The organism is Klebsiella huaxiensis (genome assembly GCF_003261575.2).
Classification (GTDB): Bacteria; Pseudomonadota; Gammaproteobacteria; order Enterobacterales; family Enterobacteriaceae; genus Klebsiella; species Klebsiella huaxiensis.
In genome coordinates, this window is record NZ_CP036175.1 from 3,962,488 (window position 1) to 3,978,346 (window position 15,859).

The 15,859-nt window shown below is 54.3% G+C and carries 13 protein-coding genes; 8 read left to right on the forward strand and 5 right to left on the reverse strand.

The features are described 5' to 3' along the window. Nucleotides 1-113 precede the first annotated feature (113 nt). From DA718_RS19010 to DA718_RS19025, 4 genes are all read left to right on the forward strand, one after another. Nucleotides 114-1,013, forward strand: a complete 900-nt coding sequence (locus DA718_RS19010; protein ID WP_112214703.1) for a glycyl-radical enzyme activating protein — start codon at nt 114-116, stop codon at nt 1,011-1,013. A gap of 4 nt (nt 1,014-1,017) precedes the next feature. Then, nucleotides 1,018-3,450 carry a formate C-acetyltransferase/glycerol dehydratase family glycyl radical enzyme gene (locus DA718_RS19015; protein WP_112214704.1) on the forward strand — a complete coding sequence of 811 codons (2,433 nt, stop codon included), beginning with the start codon at nt 1,018-1,020 and terminating at the stop codon, nt 3,448-3,450. Between the two features lie 222 nt (nt 3,451-3,672). Next, on the forward strand, nt 3,673-4,488 hold the full coding sequence (locus tag DA718_RS19020) for a Cof-type HAD-IIB family hydrolase (protein ID WP_112214705.1): 816 nt from the start codon (nt 3,673-3,675) through the stop codon (nt 4,486-4,488). A gap of 137 nt (nt 4,489-4,625) precedes the next feature. Next, nucleotides 4,626-5,888: a DUF1479 domain-containing protein gene (locus DA718_RS19025; protein WP_112214706.1), complete on the forward strand. Its 1,263-nt coding sequence runs from the start codon at nt 4,626-4,628 to the stop codon at nt 5,886-5,888. A 134-nt stretch (nt 5,889-6,022) separates the two neighbouring features. Here the strand turns inward: DA718_RS19025 and DA718_RS19030 are convergent, their stop codons facing one another. Then, complete coding sequence (locus tag DA718_RS19030) at nt 6,023-7,615, reverse strand: ABC-F family ATPase (RefSeq protein ID WP_112214707.1); 1,593 nt, start codon at nt 7,613-7,615, stop codon at nt 6,023-6,025. A 179-nt stretch (nt 7,616-7,794) separates the two neighbouring features. On the opposite strand from DA718_RS19030, the gene DA718_RS19035 reads away from it, so the two are divergent. After that, a complete protein-coding gene (locus tag DA718_RS19035; protein WP_112214708.1) occupies nt 7,795-8,577 on the forward strand; it encodes a tyrosine-protein phosphatase in 783 nt (260 codons plus the stop codon). A gap of 204 nt (nt 8,578-8,781) precedes the next feature. Further along, nucleotides 8,782-9,696, forward strand: coding sequence for a L,D-transpeptidase (ldtB, locus tag DA718_RS19040; RefSeq protein ID WP_110275345.1), 915 nt, complete (start codon nt 8,782-8,784; stop codon nt 9,694-9,696). Between the two features lie 46 nt (nt 9,697-9,742). On the opposite strand, the gene DA718_RS19045 is transcribed toward ldtB, so the two are convergent. The 4 genes from DA718_RS19045 to mntR form a co-directional block, all read right to left on the reverse strand. Continuing rightward, on the reverse strand, nt 9,743-10,459 hold the full coding sequence (locus tag DA718_RS19045) for a GntR family transcriptional regulator (protein ID WP_112214709.1): 717 nt from the start codon (nt 10,457-10,459) through the stop codon (nt 9,743-9,745). Between the two features lie 70 nt (nt 10,460-10,529). Beyond that, the gene (locus DA718_RS19050; RefSeq protein WP_112214710.1) at nt 10,530-11,906 is read right to left on the reverse strand and encodes a glycoside hydrolase family 1 protein; all 1,377 of its coding nucleotides are present in this window, start codon (nt 11,904-11,906) and stop codon (nt 10,530-10,532) included. A gap of 162 nt (nt 11,907-12,068) precedes the next feature. Then, a complete protein-coding gene (locus DA718_RS19055; protein ID WP_112214711.1) occupies nt 12,069-13,181 on the reverse strand; it encodes an anion transporter in 1,113 nt (370 codons plus the stop codon). Continuing rightward, nucleotides 13,178-13,651: a manganese-binding transcriptional regulator MntR gene (mntR, locus tag DA718_RS19060; protein ID WP_110275353.1), complete on the reverse strand. Its 474-nt coding sequence runs from the start codon at nt 13,649-13,651 to the stop codon at nt 13,178-13,180. Before mntR ends, DA718_RS19055 begins: the two co-directional genes overlap by 4 nt. A gap of 182 nt (nt 13,652-13,833) precedes the next feature. Between mntR and mntS the strand changes: the two genes are divergently transcribed. Beyond that, on the forward strand, nt 13,834-13,959 hold the full coding sequence (gene mntS / locus DA718_RS19065; RefSeq protein WP_110275355.1) for a manganase accumulation protein MntS: 126 nt from the start codon (nt 13,834-13,836) through the stop codon (nt 13,957-13,959). A 268-nt stretch (nt 13,960-14,227) separates the two neighbouring features. Next, nucleotides 14,228-15,805: a phosphoethanolamine transferase gene (locus DA718_RS19070; RefSeq protein ID WP_112214712.1), complete on the forward strand. Its 1,578-nt coding sequence runs from the start codon at nt 14,228-14,230 to the stop codon at nt 15,803-15,805. Nucleotides 15,806-15,859 lie beyond the last annotated feature (54 nt).

Below are 15,859 nucleotides of genomic sequence, written 5' to 3' on the forward strand. Positions count from 1 at the left end.
TCCACGACTTTTTAGCGCCTGCTTTTATTCCCCCTCTCTGCTTGTTGATTTATATCAATACAACTTTCATTCGAAAGTATTTTAATCTTCATATGCAAACAAGAGGGTGAATCATGATCTTCAACATTCAGCGTTACTCCACCCATGACGGCCCGGGGATCCGCACTGTCGTATTCCTCAAAGGGTGTTCGCTGGGCTGTCGCTGGTGTCAGAACCCGGAAAGCCGCGCCCGTACGGCGGATTTGCTGTATGACGCACGCCTGTGCCTTGACGGCTGTGACCTCTGCCAGCAGGCAGCGCCGGACGTTATTACCCGCAAACTGGATGGCCTGATTATCCACCGTGAAAAACTCACCGATACGCATATTGGCAAGCTGCGTAACTGCTGCCCCACTACGGCATTAACGGTCTGCGGCGAAGAGAAAAACGTCGATGAGATTATGACGAAGGTATTGCGCGATAAACCGTTCTACGATCGCAGCGGCGGCGGCGTCACTCTCTCCGGCGGCGAGCCGTTTATGAACCCAGAGCTGGCCCGCCAGCTGTTTGAAGCCAGCCACAACGCAGGGATTCATACCGCCGTCGAAACCTGTCTGCACGTACCATGGAAATACGTCGAGCCTTCTTTACCCTTTATCGACCTGTTCCTCGCCGACCTTAAGCATGTCAATGAAGCTATTTTCCAGCAGTGGACCGACGGCAGCGCTCGGCGGGTGCTGGATAATCTGCAACGCGTGGCACAGGCCGGGAAAAAAATCATTATTCGCGTGCCGCTGATTCAGGGCTTTAACGCCAATGAAAGCGATATTACCGCCATAACCGATTTTGCCGCTGACCGCTTAAAGGTCGGCGAGATCCACTTCCTGCCGTATCACACGTTAGGAATGAATAAATACCAATTACTCAGTCAGCCCTATACCGCTCCGGACAAACCACTTGCTGCCCCCGAGCTGCTCGCCTTCGCGCAGCACTACGCTCAGAGCAAAGGTTTAACGGCGACTCTACGAGGATAACCTTATGACAACGTTGAAACTGGATACCCTAAGCCCGCGCATTCAGGCACATAAAATGGCGCTGGTGCATATCGTCAAGCCGCCGGTCTGTACCGAGCGCGCCCAGCACTACACTGAAGCCTACCAGCAACATCTGGATAAGCCGATCCCGGTACGCCGCGCGCTGGCGCTGGCCCATCACCTGGCAGAACGCACTATCTGGATAAAACACGACGAACTGGTTGTCGGTAACCAGGCAAGCGAAGTCCGCGCCGCGCCAATCTTCCCGGAGTATACGGTTAGCTGGATCGAAAAAGAGATCGACGACCTGGCCGATCGCCCCGGCGCGGGCTTTGCGGTCAGCGAAGAGAACAAACGCGTACTGCACGAAGTGTGTCCGTGGTGGCGTGGCCAAACCGTACAGGATCGCTGCTACGGCATGTTTACCGATGAGCAAAAAGCGCTGCTCGCCACCGGGATCATCAAAGCAGAAGGCAATATGACCTCCGGTGATGCGCACCTGGCGGTCAACTACCCGCTGCTGCTGGAAAAAGGCCTTGACGGAATGCGTGCTAAAGTCGCCGAGCGCCGTTCGCGCATTAATCTGACGGTACTGGAAGACCTGCACGGCGAGCAGTTCCTGAAAGCCATTGATATCGTGCTGGAAGCAGTGAGCGAGCACAGCAAGCGCTTCGCTGAGCTGGCGCGCAGCATGGCGGCGACAGAGACCCGTGAATCCCGTCGCGACGAGCTGTTGGCCATTGCCGAGAACTGCGACATTATCGCCCACGAACCGCCGAAGACCTTCTGGCAGGCGCTGCAGCTGTGCTATTTCATTCAGCTGATTCTGCAGGTCGAATCCAACGGTCACTCGGTCTCTTTTGGCCGCATGGACCAGTATCTCTACCCGTACTACCGCCGCGACGTCGAACTTGAGCAGTCTCTGGACCGCGAGCACGCCATTGAGTTGCTGCACTGCTGCTGGCTGAAGCTGCTGGAAGTGAACAAAATTCGCTCCGGCTCGCACTCTAAAGCCTCCGCCGGTAGCCCGCTGTATCAGAACGTCACCATCGGCGGTCAAAATCTGGTAGACGGCGTCGCGCAAGATGCAGTGAACCCGCTCTCCTACGCGATTCTAGAATCCTGCGGTCGCCTGCGTTCTACGCAGCCAAACCTCAGCGTGCGTTACCACGCGGGCATGAGCAACGACTTCCTCGACGCCTGCGTGCAGGTGATTCGCTGCGGCTTCGGGATGCCGGCGTTCAACAACGACGAAATCGTTATTCCGGAATTTATCAAGCTCGGCATTGAGCCGCAGGACGCCTACGATTATGCCGCTATCGGCTGCATCGAAACCGCGGTCGGCGGCAAGTGGGGCTATCGCTGCACCGGGATGAGCTTTATCAACTTTGCCCGCGTGATGCTGGCGACGCTGGAAGGCGGCCGTGATGCCACCAGCGGTGAAGTTTTCCTGCCGCAAACGCACGCGCTGTCGAAAGGTAACTTTGATAACTTCGACCAGGTGCTGGCCGACTGGGATACGCAGATCCGCTACTACACGCGCAAATCTATCGAGATTGAGTATGTGGTCGACACCATGCTGGAAGAGAACGTGCACGATATTCTCTGCTCGGCGCTGGTTGATGACTGTATCGAGCGCGCGAAGAGTATCAAACAAGGCGGCGCTAAATATGACTGGGTTTCCGGTCTGCAGGTCGGTATCGCTAACCTCGGCAACAGCCTGGTGGCGGTGAAGAAACTGGTGTTCGATCAGGGCGTCATTGGACAGCAAGAGCTGGCAAAAGCGCTGGCTGAAGACTTTGAAGGCCTGACTCACGAGCAGCTACGCCAGCGCTTAATCAACGGCGCGCCGAAATACGGCAATGACGAAGACAGCGTTGATATCCTGCTGGCCCGCGCTTACCAGACCTATATCGATGAGCTGAAGCAGTATCATAACCCGCGCTACGGTCGCGGCCCGATTGGCGGTAATTACTACGCCGGGACATCGTCTATTTCCGCTAACGTCCCGTTCGGCGCGCAGACCATGGCGACGCCGGATGGCCGCAAAGCGCATTCACCGCTGGCGGAAGGAGCAAGCCCGGCTTCCGGTACCGACCATCTGGGGCCGACCGCGGTTATCAGTTCGGTGGGTAAGCTGCCAACCGGTTCAATTCTTGGCGGCGTGCTGCTGAACCAGAAGCTGAACCCGGCAACGCTGGATAACGAGTCCGATAAGCAGAAACTGATGGTGCTGCTGCGCACGTTCTTCGAGGTACATAAAGGCTGGCATATTCAGTACAACATCGTGTCGCGCGAGACGCTGCTGGAAGCGAAGAAACACCCTGACCAGTATCGCGATTTAGTGGTCCGCGTCGCCGGGTACTCGGCATTCTTTACCGCCCTGTCGCCGGATGCGCAGGACGATATTATCGCCCGTACCGAGCATACGCTGTAAGTTAAATCCCCCGGAGGCGGCGCGTTGCGCCTGTCCGGGCTACCCGACGGCACAAGCCCCGTAGCCCGGACAGCCGGTAGCCCGGGTAAGGCGTTTACGCCGCAACCCGGGGTTTTATGCTGCACAGCAGTGAACGCAAACTTTCATTCGAAATAAATTTGTGCTCCACATCACATTGTAATTAGAATGTTGCTGGTCGAAGTTAAGCCAGGAGCATTTGTTATGATTGTTAAAGTTATCGTCACCGATATGGACGGAACTTTTCTCAATGACGCCAAGCAGTATGACCGCTCGCGTTTTCTCGCGCAGTTCGCGCAACTCCAACAGCAGGGTATCGAATTCGTTGTCGCCAGCGGCAACCAGTACTACCAGCTGATCTCATTTTTCCCGGAAATCCGCGAGCAGATCTCCTTCGTTGCCGAAAACGGCGCGCTGGTATATGAACACGGTCAACAGCTGTTCCACGGCGAGCTCACCCGCCACGAATCCCAGATAGTGATTGGTGAATTGCTCAAAGACCCACAGCTCAACTTCGTCGCCTGCGGCCTTGAAAGCGCATACGTCAGCGACCGTGCGCCCGACGCCTTTGTCGCGCTGATGTCAAAGCACTATCATCGCCTGCAGCGCATCAGCAACTACCACGATATTGACGATAAGCTGTTTAAGTTTTCGCTTAACCTGCCGGATAGCGAAATCCCCCTGCTTATCGACAAACTGCACGTCTCGCTGGACGGCATCATGAAGCCGGTCACCAGCGGCTTTGGCTTCGTCGATTTGATTATCCCTGGCCTGCATAAAGCCAACGGTATCAGCCGCCTGCTTAAGCGCTGGAACATCTCGCCGCAGGCGTGTGTCGCCATCGGCGACAGCGCGAACGATACGGAGATGTTAAAGCTGGTGAAATACTCCTTCGCGATGGCCAACGCCGCCGAAAGCATCAAAGCAGTGTCCCGTTTTGCTACCGATGACAACAACCATGACGGTGCGCTAAATGTTATTCAGGCCGTCCTCGACCACGCTACTCCTTTCAACGAATGATCTCTCACCGGAGCATTTCTGCTCCGGTTTTCCGTTTTGTGCACCTCCGCATAATTTTAAACTTGCATTAACTTAATTTTAACTTAAATTAACGTTTGTAAGATTAATTGCTTTCGAATGAAAGATGAGAGGTCATCATGGTTGTTACCCATACCTGTGAAACACTACCCGCCGACCATAAAGCGGCAATCCGCCAGATTAAGCAGGACCTGCGCACGCAGATCGGTGACGTGCAGGCGGTGTTCGATCGGCTGACGGCGCGCATCACCACACGCCTGGAGGAAATTGACGCCCTTAAAGCCAACGGCCAGGATGTCTGGCCGGTCATTCCGTTCAGCGATATTGCGCAGGGCCAGGTAACGGATGCCCAGCGCGAAGCCATCAAGCGTCGCGGCTGCGCGGTCATCAAAGGTCATTTCACCCGTGAACGGGCGCTGGCATGGGATAACTCAATGCTGGAGTATCTCGACCTCAACCATTTCGATGATGTCTATAAAGGCCCCGGAGATACCTTCTTCGGTTCACTGGATGCTTCGCGCCCGGAAATTTATCCGATTTACTGGTCACAGGCGCAAATGCAGGCTCGCCAGAGTGATGAAATGGCTGCCGTACAGTCATTCCTCAACCGCCTGTGGACTTTTAACCGCGACGGTAAGCAGTGGTTTGACCCGGATGTAAGCGTAATTTATCCAGATCGCATTCGCCGCCGCCCGCCGGGAACCACGTCAAAAGGTCTGGGTGCGCATACCGATTCCGGCGCGCTGGAGCGCTGGCTGCTGCCGGCCTATCAAAAAGTCTTTGCCGACGTTTTTAACGGCAATATCGATGCTTACGATCCGTGGGATGCGGCCCATCGTACCGAAGTGGAAGAGTATACCGTCGATAACACCACTAAATGCTCGGTATTCCGCACCTTCCAGGGCTGGACCGCACTCTCCGATATGATCCCCGATCAGGGCCTGCTGCACGTGGTGCCAATTCCTGAAGCGATGGCTTACGTGCTGCTGCGCCCTCTGCTCGACGATGTACCGGATGATGAACTGTGCGGCGTCGCGCCGGGTAAGGTGCTGCCGATTTCAGAAAAATGGCACCCGCTGTTGATCAAGGCCTTAAGCTCTATTCCGGCGCTGAATGCGGGCGATTCGGTGTGGTGGCACTGTGATGTGATTCACTCGGTCGCACCGGTAGAGAATCAGCAAGGTTGGGGCAACGTGATGTATATCCCCGCGGCGCCGATGTGCGAGAAAAACCTCGCCTATGCGCATAAGGTCAAAGTGGCGCTGGAGAAAGGCGCTTCGCCGGGTGATTTCCCGCGTGAAGATTATGAAGTCGACTGGAAAGACCGCTTTACCCTGGATGATTTAAATATCCACGGCAAGCGGGCTTTGGGAATGGCATAACGAGGTAGCATTTCAACCGAACTCTCCCCCCGGTGGCGCTGCGCTTACCGGGGCTACGGGTTCACCGCTGTCCGCGAGTCGCTAGCCCGGATCAGGCGCATTAGCGCCGCAATCCGGGAAAGACAACGGGAAAATTATTCGACGCCTTTGCTGCGCAGGTAATCTTCGTAGTTACCGGTGAAGTCCACCACGCGCTCAGGCGTAATCTCAATGACGCGGGTTGCCAGCGAACTGACGAATTCGCGGTCGTGGGAAACGAAGATCAGAGTGCCCTGATACATCTCCAGCGCCATGTTTAGCGATTCAATCGATTCCATATCCAGGTGGTTGGTCGGTTCGTCCATTACCAGGATGTTCGGCTTCTGCATCATCAGCTTACCGAACAGCATACGGCCCTTCTCACCACCGGAAAGTACTTTTGCAGGCTTCTTGATATCGTCCTGGCTGAATAGCAGACGGCCGAGGAAGCTGCGCACCACCTGCTCGTCGTCGCCTTCCTGTTTCCACTGGCTCATCCAGTCAAATACCGTCAGGTCGTTTTCAAATTCGTATTCATGATCCTGCGCGTAGTAACCAATCTGCGCGTTTTCGGACCATTTAACGGTACCGTTATCCGGCGTCAGCTCACCCACCAGCGTTTTCAGCATGGTAGATTTACCCACACCGTTGGCGCCAAGAATGGCAATCTTCTCGCCCACTTCCAGCAGCAGATTGAATTTTTTAAACAGCGGGTTGTTATCAAAACCTTTCGCCAGCTCTTCGACTGCCAGCGCGTTACGGAACAGTTTCTTGTCCTGCTCAAAGCGAATGAACGGGTTTTGACGGCTGGAGGCTTTCACTTCATCAAGCTTGATTTTATCAATCTGACGGGCGCGAGAAGTCGCCTGACGTGATTTAGAAGCGTTGGCGCTAAAGCGGCTGACGAAGGATTGCAGATCGGCAATCTGCGCTTTTTTCTTGGCGTTATCGGACAACAGACGCTCGCGGGCCTGAGTAGCGGCGGTCATGTATTCATCATAGTTACCGGCATACACGCGCAGCTCGCCGTAGTCGAGATCCGCCATGTGGGTACAGACCATGTTGAGGAAGTGACGGTCGTGCGAAATGATGATCATGGTGCTGTCGCGCTCGTTCAGCGTCTGCTCCAGCCAGCGAATGGTGTCGATGTCGAGGTTGTTCGTCGGTTCATCGAGCAGCAGGATGTCCGGATTAGAGAACAGCGCCTGAGCCAGCAGCACACGCAGTTTCCAGCCGGGAGCCACTTCGCTCATCGGACCGTAATGCTGTTCCACCGGAATGCCGACGCCCAGCAGCAGCTCACCGGCGCGCGCTTCGGCAGAATAGCCGTCCATCTCGCCATACAGCACTTCGAGGTCAGCCACTTTGTAGCCGTCCTCTTCGCTCATCTCCGCCAGAGCGTAGATACGATCGCGCTCCTGCTTCACTTCCCACAGCTCACCGTGGCCCATGATAACCGTATCCAGCACGCTAAACTCTTCAAACGCGAACTGATCCTGACGCAGTTTACCGATACGTTCGTTTGGATCGATGGAGACGTTGCCAAGCGTCGGTTCCAGATCGCCGCCGAGGATCTTCATAAAGGTCGATTTACCGCTACCGTTGGCACCAATCAGGCCGTAACGGTTGCCGCCGCCAAATTTGACGGAAATGTTTTCGAACAGCGGCTTACTGCCGAACTGCATGGTGACGTTGCTGGATACTAGCACGGGGTTATCCTGAAAATAGAGAATGAGAAGTGTGATGAACCAGACATTATGCCAGCAAATGCTTCACTTTTCACGGGTCGTAATAAAATCGTAGCGGGCGCTTGTGTTAGGGTCATTGTCATATTGCGCGGTTACACTGCTTGATGCGTAATTTTTCTCCATAAATTCGGAAGGAACCTATGACCACTCTCTCCCGCCATCCGGCTTTCTTATCGCTACAGGGCGGCATCAACTTTCGTGACCTGGGCGGTCAGCGCACCGCCGACGGTCGCCATGTGCGTTCAGGTAAACTGCTGCGCTCCGGTTCGCTGCATATGATGACCCACGATGACTTAAGTCAGCTGGATACTATTCCTCTTAGCCGGGTAATTGACTATCGCGACCCGGCTGAAGTGAATCGCAGCCCCGATAAGCTGAACGAACTGGCGCACTATCTCAATGCTCCCGCCAACCCGCACGTTCGCGACGTCAATGCGAAAGTGACAGAGCTGAATGCCTCGACGCTGAATGCCCTGAATGGCGAGCAATTTATGATCGAACTTTATCGCCAGCTGCCGTTTAATAACGCCGCCTATCGCCAGTTCACCGGATGGCTGATGGAGCCTTTCGATGGCGCGCTGCTGCAGCACTGCGCGGTGGGTAAAGACCGTACCGGCGTCGGCTGCGCCCTGACGCTGCTGGCCCTCGGCTGTGATACCCATACGGTGATGGAAGAGTACCTGCTCACCCACGGCATGCTGACTCAGGTTGAAAATTTTATGCTCAACTCGCTCGGCGATGAGCTGACCGCTCGCGGGCGGCAAAATCTGGCCGAAATGATGACGGTGCAGGAGTCATATCTCGCTGCCGCGCTCGGCGCAATTAATGAGCGATATGCCAGCGTTGATAGTTGGCTGGAAAAGGAGTATCAGCTCACGCCGCAGGCGCGAGAAGCGCTTCAATCAAGACTTCTGGAGGGGTAGTCCCCTCCGGCCTGGATGCCACAAATTGCGACAACAGCCAACGCCCGCAGGCTACACTCAAAACAGCACGGGGAAAAAAATGTGATTTCGTACACATCTCATTTACCTGTTTGCCGGAATGCACATATAATGCGCTCCCATCGACTCCCTGTTTAATCTGACAAAGGCCTGTGTGGCATTGTTTTCGCCAACGACATAAAGAATATGAAATTATCGACTCTCTTCGCGGCAGCCTTCGCCATCGTGGGCTTTTGCAACACAGCTTCTGCTGTAACCTATCCACTGCCTACCGATGGCAGCCGTCTGATTGGCCAAAACCAGGTCATCACCATCCCGGAAGGCAACAAGCAGCCGCTGGAATACTTTGCCGCCGAATATCAGATGGGCTTATCCAACATGTTGGAAGCCAACCCTGGCGTGGACACTTTCCTGCCAAAGGGCGGTACCGTACTGAATATCCCGCAGCAGCTGATTCTGCCGGACACCGTGCATGAAGGTATCGTTATCAACAGCGCGGAAATGCGCCTGTACTACTATCCGAAAGGCACCAACACGGTGATCGTGCTGCCTATCGGTATCGGTCAGTTGGGTAAAGATACGCCGATCAACTGGGTGACTAAAGTTGAGCGTAAAAAAGCCGGCCCGACCTGGACCCCAACCGCCAAAATGCACGCTGAATATATTGCCGCAGGTGAACCTCTGCCAGCCGTTGTCCCGGCAGGTCCGGATAACCCGATGGGCCTGTACGCATTGTATATCGGCCGTCTGTACGCTATCCACGGTACTAACGCCAACTTCGGTATCGGTCTGCGCGTGAGCCACGGCTGCGTGCGTCTGCGTAACGAAGATATCAAATTCCTGTTTGACAACGTGCCGGTCGGCACCCGCGTTGAGTTTATCGATGAGCCGGTAAAAGCCACTACCGAGCCTGACGGCAGCCGCTTCATTGAAGTACACAACCCGCTGTCCACCACAGAAGCGCAGTTCCAGGACGGTGAAATCGTGCCGATTAACCTGACCAAGTCAGTGCAGGCTATCACTGGCCAGACGGATGTTGATCAGAGCGTGGTTGATCAGGCCATTCAGAACCGTTCCGGTATGCCGGTGCGTCTGAACTAAGCTGGTAAGAAAAAACAGAACGGCGGGCCTGGTGCCCGCCATTTTTTTATCCGTTATTCACCAGGATGATCCCGCCATGATCGTAGCGGTAGTGGCAATGGGCATACTCCAGCGGCGTCCCGTCCTCCAGATAGATAACCTGCTCAACCTCCAAGACCGGATCGCTCACCTCGCAGTTGAGATGCTCCTTATCCAGGTCTTGCGGTTTTATCGCCCGCACTACGCGATACGACCCCATCATTTTTAGCCCCAACGTCTCCTGCACGTAGCGGAACACCGAGCTTTCCAGATGACTTTTATTCAGGCCGGGCACCAGCGCAACGGGCATCACGGTCAAATCCAGCGATACAGGTTCGTCGTTGAGCAGGCGCAGACGAACGAAATCATAGACCGGGGCGTCGGCGTCGATCAGCAGCGACGTTTGCTCTTTCTCGCTGGGAAAACGCAGCTCAAAGCGAATCACCCGGCTGGTCACTTCTCCTAAATGTTCCCAGGTTTTCGTCGCACCAAAATAGTCGCTGCCGGGTAGCTCCCACTGCGAAAGCTGGAGAAAATTCTTGCGCACAAAGGTGCCCTGCCCCTTACGGGTGTAGATAAGTCCTTCGACGATAAGCTGGCGCATCGCCTGCTGGATGGTCATCCTGCTGGTGCTAAATTCCGCCGCTAACGCGAACTGGTCGGGTAATGGCGCGCTGGCCGGATACTGCTGGCTGATGATGCGCTTTTTAATTTCCCGCGCGATATTCAGATATTTGGCCGTCATTGCCCGATCCTTTTGCTTTGCTGATGGTGGCTGGCGGGCAGAATACACTATCTGCCCGCCTGACGCGCCGTCACATCTCTTCGCCGTTGCTGTGAATAGCCTGCTTCAGCCAGGCATAGCTTTTCTTCGGCACGCGTTTGAGGTCTTTCAGATCGTGATTCTCGCGGTTAACGTAGACCACGCCGTAGCGTTTGCGCATATCGCCCTGCGAGCTGAGAATGTCGATCAATCCCCAGCCCAGGTAGCCAATCACCTGCGCGCCATCCTCAAACATTGCTTCTTTCATGGCGTTGATATGATCGCGATGATAGGCAATACGATAATCGTCAGCCACTTCGTTTTCGCCATCCCAGGATTCAATCACCCCTATACCATTTTCAATCGGGAACACCGGCAGCCGCCAGTCGTTGTAGTAGCGGGTGATGATCATGCGAAAGCCCACAGGGTCAATCTGCCAGTTCCACTCGGTGGCCTGCAGATATTCATTCTTTTTATCACCAAACTGCATGTAGTTGTTCACCGGCGTGCCTGGCGGGATCGGGTCGCTATCAAGAGCCTTGCTGGCGTAGTAGCTAAAGGCCAGATAATCGATTTTTACCCTCGCCATCAGCGCCAGATCGTCCGGCAGATAAATATCGTCGAAGCCTTCGCGGGCCACTACATGCATCACTTCCGGGCTGTAGCCCTCCCCGGCGTATGCGCGCAGCAGGTTCTGGTTTAAGAACTCATCAAGCTGCTGGGCACAGAGCATATCGCGCGGTTTGCAGGTTGCCGGATAAACCAGCGCATGGGCCAGCATACCGCCCATCAGGCACTGAGGTTTGCTCTGGTGCAGATACTGCGTCAGATGGACGTGGGCCATCATCACATGGTGCTGAATCTGATAGAGCTCGCGCAGAGTTTTCTCGCCGCGCATATAGCCTGAAATCAGAAACGCGTCCGGCATATGGTAGAGATTCTGTTCATTAAAGGTCAGCCACCACTTCACCTTATCGCCAAAGCAGTCGATCATCTTCTGCCCGTAGCGGATAAAGGCCTCCATTACGCGGCGGTCGGTGAAACCATTGTAGCGCTCCGCCAGCGACAGCGGCATATCGAAGTGATAGAGACAGATCATCGGCTCGATGCCGCGGGCGATCAGCTCATCAATAAACTGGTGATAGAAGTTGATCCCCTCTTCGTTGAATTCGCCATCGCCTTGCGGACATACGCGGCTCCAGGCAATCTGAAAGCGGTAGCAGTTCATCCCCAAATCTTTCATGAGATCAAAATCTTCCCGGTAGCGGTGGTAAGAGTCGGTGGCGACCTTCCAGTCAGAAGCAAATTCCGCAGGCTGGCGGATATCGTAGACCGACATCCCCTTGCCGCCTTCATTCCACGCCCCTTCGGTTTGCATACTGGAAACCGAGTTACCCCATAGAAAATCTGCCGGTAGTGTTTTATTCATGATCCGCACCTATATGACTAGTCATTTAAATTTCATGACTAGTCATATAGGTGAAATTGTATCAACAAGCAAAGACCAGGATCGTTTTTTGTGAGCACCGCGCATAAAAAAACCGGATCGCAGTATTCACGATCCGGCTTGCAGAGAGAAAAGGAGAGCGAATTACCTGAATACAGTTATCAGCCCGTAGCCCACCAGCGCCGCCCACAGCAGCATGGGGATAGAGTAGAGGTGAAAACGCCACCAGATACGGCGATCGCCCGCCATACGCAGCGCAATCAGGTTCGCCAGAGAGCCCGGCAACAGGCCAAAACCGCCCACGTTGACCGCCCAGGCCAGCAGCACCGAAGGCGGAACGTAGTTAAGCAGCAAGATAGTCGCCGGAACGTTACTGATAAACTGCGACAGGCCAATCGTCGTCAGCCACAAACCTCCCGGAGAGAGCTGTCCGACGCCGTTGAGCGCATGCTGTAGAACCGGTAGCTGGGTCAGCAGGTGAACGTCAATGAACATCGCCATAAAGACCAGCAGCAGCGACCAGTCGACGTTAATAATCACCGCCCGCGCCAGCAGCAGAAAACCCAGCGCAATCAGCACCAACCCCCACAGCTCTTGCTTGAGTTCTAACGCGGTCAAAAAGACCAGATAGAACGCCAGGCAGCTCCAGACCAGATTCGGCCGCCATGAAGGCGATCTGTCGCTACTCTGATAGTTAAGGGGCTTCGCAGGAAAACAGAACCAGCACAGCGCCAGCAGAGTGATCATCATCGCCGCCGCCAGGGGCAGCATCTGACCGATGAAAGCCGGGAAAGAGAGGCCGGAACGCCCCCACAGCAGGATGTTTTGCGGGTTGCCGATAGGTGTCAATAAAGACCCAGCGTTGACCGCCAGCGCTTCAAAAATAATTAATCGGCTGGTTGGAATAGCGCACCATTTTTTTAGCGTCAGCGTAAGCGGCACGACGATAAACAGCGCGACATCATTGGTTAAGAAAGTGGAAAGCAGCGCGGCGGCCAGCACCATAAAAATGGCTAACTGACGCTCGGTCACAAAACGGCGCGCCATTTTGCGGCCGAGCACATCAAAGTAGCCGCTAAGTTCGATGCCTTTGGTCAGTAGCATCAGCCCGCTAAGAGTAATAATCGTGTGCCAGTCAATGGCGTGAAGCCAGCTTCCGGGGGCAAACGGGACAAAAAAGCTTAAAACAACGCCAACAATCAGCAGCAGATGTAAAAAGCGGTCGCGGGCCAGCGACTGAACAAAGACGAGATTCATTCCCCCTGCGACCCCTGCTTAAGGGTAAATTGTTTAAACATCGCCAGCGTCTCTTCGCTGACATGGTGCTCCATCCCTTCGGCATCGCGACGGGCTATCTCTGGGCTGACCCCAATCACCAGTAAAAAGTTTTCGACGATTTGGTGACGTTCACGGCTCTCGTGCGCCAACTTCTCGCCTTCAGGAGTTAAAAAGATCCCTCGCCACGGGATCTGCTCGATCAGCCCAACGCTGGCCAGTCGTTTTAACATTTTCGCAACCGTAGGCTGCGATACGCCGAGACGTGCGGCCATATCTACCTGACGAGCCTCACCCACTTCGAGGATCAGATCGGAGATAAGCTCGACGTAGTCATCAATTAACTCCCGACGATGCGCCTCGCGCACCTGACGAAACCCTTCAACGTGTTCTTCGACATTCACTAGCTGCGTCACTTTTTTAGTTATTGGCTTACCTGCGCGACGGTTCATTGTGCTTCCTCATTCCTGTGACGCATCAAGCATCATCTAAAAGGACCTCCATTGTAATGGATCGTGCACAGAGAACAAAAATTTAACGTTTTAGCCATAGCTATACAATATAGCCTGTGCTATATCTGTATGTAATACACACATCCTTCAAGGAGCGAAGGACGAAATTACAGGAGGTCACCATGAACGAATTCAAGAGGTGCTTAAACGTGTTTACTCATTCCCCTTTTAAAGTTCGGTTAATGCTTGTCGGTATGCTGTGCGATCTGATCAACGGCAAACCTCAGCAGGATAAACCGAAAAACTAATGCGGCGTCGCGGTACGCCGCTTCATTTTTCTGCCACAATTCCCCGCCACACTGTCCGGTTACTCCGTATTTCTGCGACTTTTTTCAAGTTTTGTAAGCATCCTCCCAAAACAATCTGTTATGGATAGTTGACCTTAACATTTGCAAGCCCTATCTTTTGTCAGCCCTGCCACTACTGCGGCTCGCAGAGACCCTCTTCAGGCACTGTCCAGCAGGTTTTACCCCTTGATGCCAGGGGACGCACATGGCTCTTTTTTGATTGTTTATTATGAATGTCACGCTGAAAGAAACGCTGGTCGCCCGCGGAGTGGTACTGAACCCATGGACAGGATTCTACTTTTTACAATCGCTGTTTATTAACCTGGCGCTGGGCTACGATTTTAGCCTGCTCTATACCGTTGCTTTTACTTGCGTACTGCATCTGCTATGGCGGAGCTTTCCGCGTGCGCAAAAAGTGGTGATTGGCGCTTATTCGCTGTTAGCAGCGATGTACTACCCTTTTGGCCAGGCCTATGGCGCGCCAAATTTCAATACGCTGCTGGCGCTGCATGCCACCAATATAGAAGAGTCCACCGAGATCCTGACGATCTTCCCGTGGTACAACTATCTGCTGGCGGTGTTTATCTTTGTACTCGGGGTAATTGCCGTACGCCGTAAACCGGAAGCGTCAGCGAGCTGGGGGAAAATCGACACCCTCGGCCTGCTGTTCTGCATCGGCATTTTCTTTCTGCAGCCGGTGCAAAACCTCGCCTGGGGCGGCGTCTTTAAGGTTATCGACACCGGCTACCCGGCCGTGCGCTTCGTGAAAGATGTGGTGGTCAATAATAATGAAGTGCTGGATGAGCAGGCACGAATGGCTCAGTTAGCGAACATGAAAGATAGCTGGCACGTGCTGGCGGTGAAGCCAAAATATCATCTGTACGTCGTGGTTATCGGGGAGAGCGCGCGTCGCGATGCGCTCGGTGCCTTCGGCGGCCACTGGGATAACACGCCATTCGCCAGTTCGGTAAAAGGCTATCTGTTCAATGACTACATCGCTGCCAGCGGCTCTACGCAGAAGTCACTGGGCCTGACTCTCAATCGCGTCGTCGATAATAAGCCGCAGTTTCAGGATAACTTCGTCACCCTCGCCAACCGTGCCGGTTTTCAGACATGGTGGTTTTCGAATCAGGGGCAAATTGGCGAATACGATACGGCGATTGCCAGTATCGCCAAACGCGCGGATGAAGTGCAGTTCCTCAAGAACGGCGATTTCGAAGCCAATAAAAACACCCAGGATGAGCAGTTATTAAAGCTGACCGCGCAGGTGCTCGCCACCCGCCGTTCCCAGCCGCAGCTGATTGTCCTGCATCTGATGGGCTCGCACCCGCAGGCCTGCGATCGCACCAAGGGAAAATACACCGTTTTCGTTCAGTCGAAAGAGACCTCCTGCTATCTCTACACCATGACGCAAACCGATACGCTGCTGAGCAATCTTTATAGCCAGCTACAAAACTCCGGCGACACTTTCTCGATGACCTATTTTTCCGATCATGGTCTGGCGTTCAAGGAGCGTGGGAAAGAGGTGCAGTACCTGGCGCACGATGATAAGTATCAGCAGAACTTCCAGGTGCCGTTTATGGTGCTGTCCAGCGACGATAAAGCGCATAAGGTCATTAAAGCGCGGCGCTCGGCCAATGATTTCCTCAGCTTCTTCTCGCAGTGGACCGGGATCAGCGCTCAGGAGATTACCCCGCGCTATCGTTTTATCTCCGAGCAGAAAGCCGGGGCGACGTACATCACCAACTTCCAGTTGAAGAAAGTGGACTACACACATTTGGGCACCGACGCTTTCACCGTCAATTAAGTCTGACGACCTGAAATCACAGGCAAAAAAAATCCGCCCCTCGAGGCGGATTTT

Excerpts from the sequence above, each read along its gene's own strand:
- DA718_RS19010 (WP_112214703.1), top strand. The coding sequence starts at position 114 with ATGATCTTCAACATTCAGCGTTACTCCACCCATGACGGCCCGGGGATC.
- DA718_RS19015 (WP_112214704.1), top strand. The coding sequence starts at position 1,018 with ATGACAACGTTGAAACTGGATACCCTAAGCCCGCGCATTCAGGCACAT.
- DA718_RS19020 (WP_112214705.1), top strand. The coding sequence starts at position 3,673 with ATGATTGTTAAAGTTATCGTCACCGATATGGACGGAACTTTTCTCAAT.
- DA718_RS19025 (WP_112214706.1), top strand. The coding sequence starts at position 4,626 with ATGGTTGTTACCCATACCTGTGAAACACTACCCGCCGACCATAAAGCG.
- DA718_RS19035 (WP_112214708.1), top strand. The coding sequence starts at position 7,795 with ATGACCACTCTCTCCCGCCATCCGGCTTTCTTATCGCTACAGGGCGGC.
- ldtB (WP_110275345.1), top strand. The coding sequence starts at position 8,782 with ATGAAATTATCGACTCTCTTCGCGGCAGCCTTCGCCATCGTGGGCTTT.
- DA718_RS19045 (WP_112214709.1), bottom strand. The coding sequence starts at position 10,459 with ATGACGGCCAAATATCTGAATATCGCGCGGGAAATTAAAAAGCGCATC.
- DA718_RS19050 (WP_112214710.1), bottom strand. The coding sequence starts at position 11,906 with ATGAATAAAACACTACCGGCAGATTTTCTATGGGGTAACTCGGTTTCC.
- DA718_RS19055 (WP_112214711.1), bottom strand. The coding sequence starts at position 13,181 with ATGAATCTCGTCTTTGTTCAGTCGCTGGCCCGCGACCGCTTTTTACAT.
- mntR (WP_110275353.1), bottom strand. The coding sequence starts at position 13,651 with ATGAACCGTCGCGCAGGTAAGCCAATAACTAAAAAAGTGACGCAGCTA.
- mntS (WP_110275355.1), top strand. The coding sequence starts at position 13,834 with ATGAACGAATTCAAGAGGTGCTTAAACGTGTTTACTCATTCCCCTTTT.
- DA718_RS19070 (WP_112214712.1), top strand. The coding sequence starts at position 14,228 with ATGAATGTCACGCTGAAAGAAACGCTGGTCGCCCGCGGAGTGGTACTG.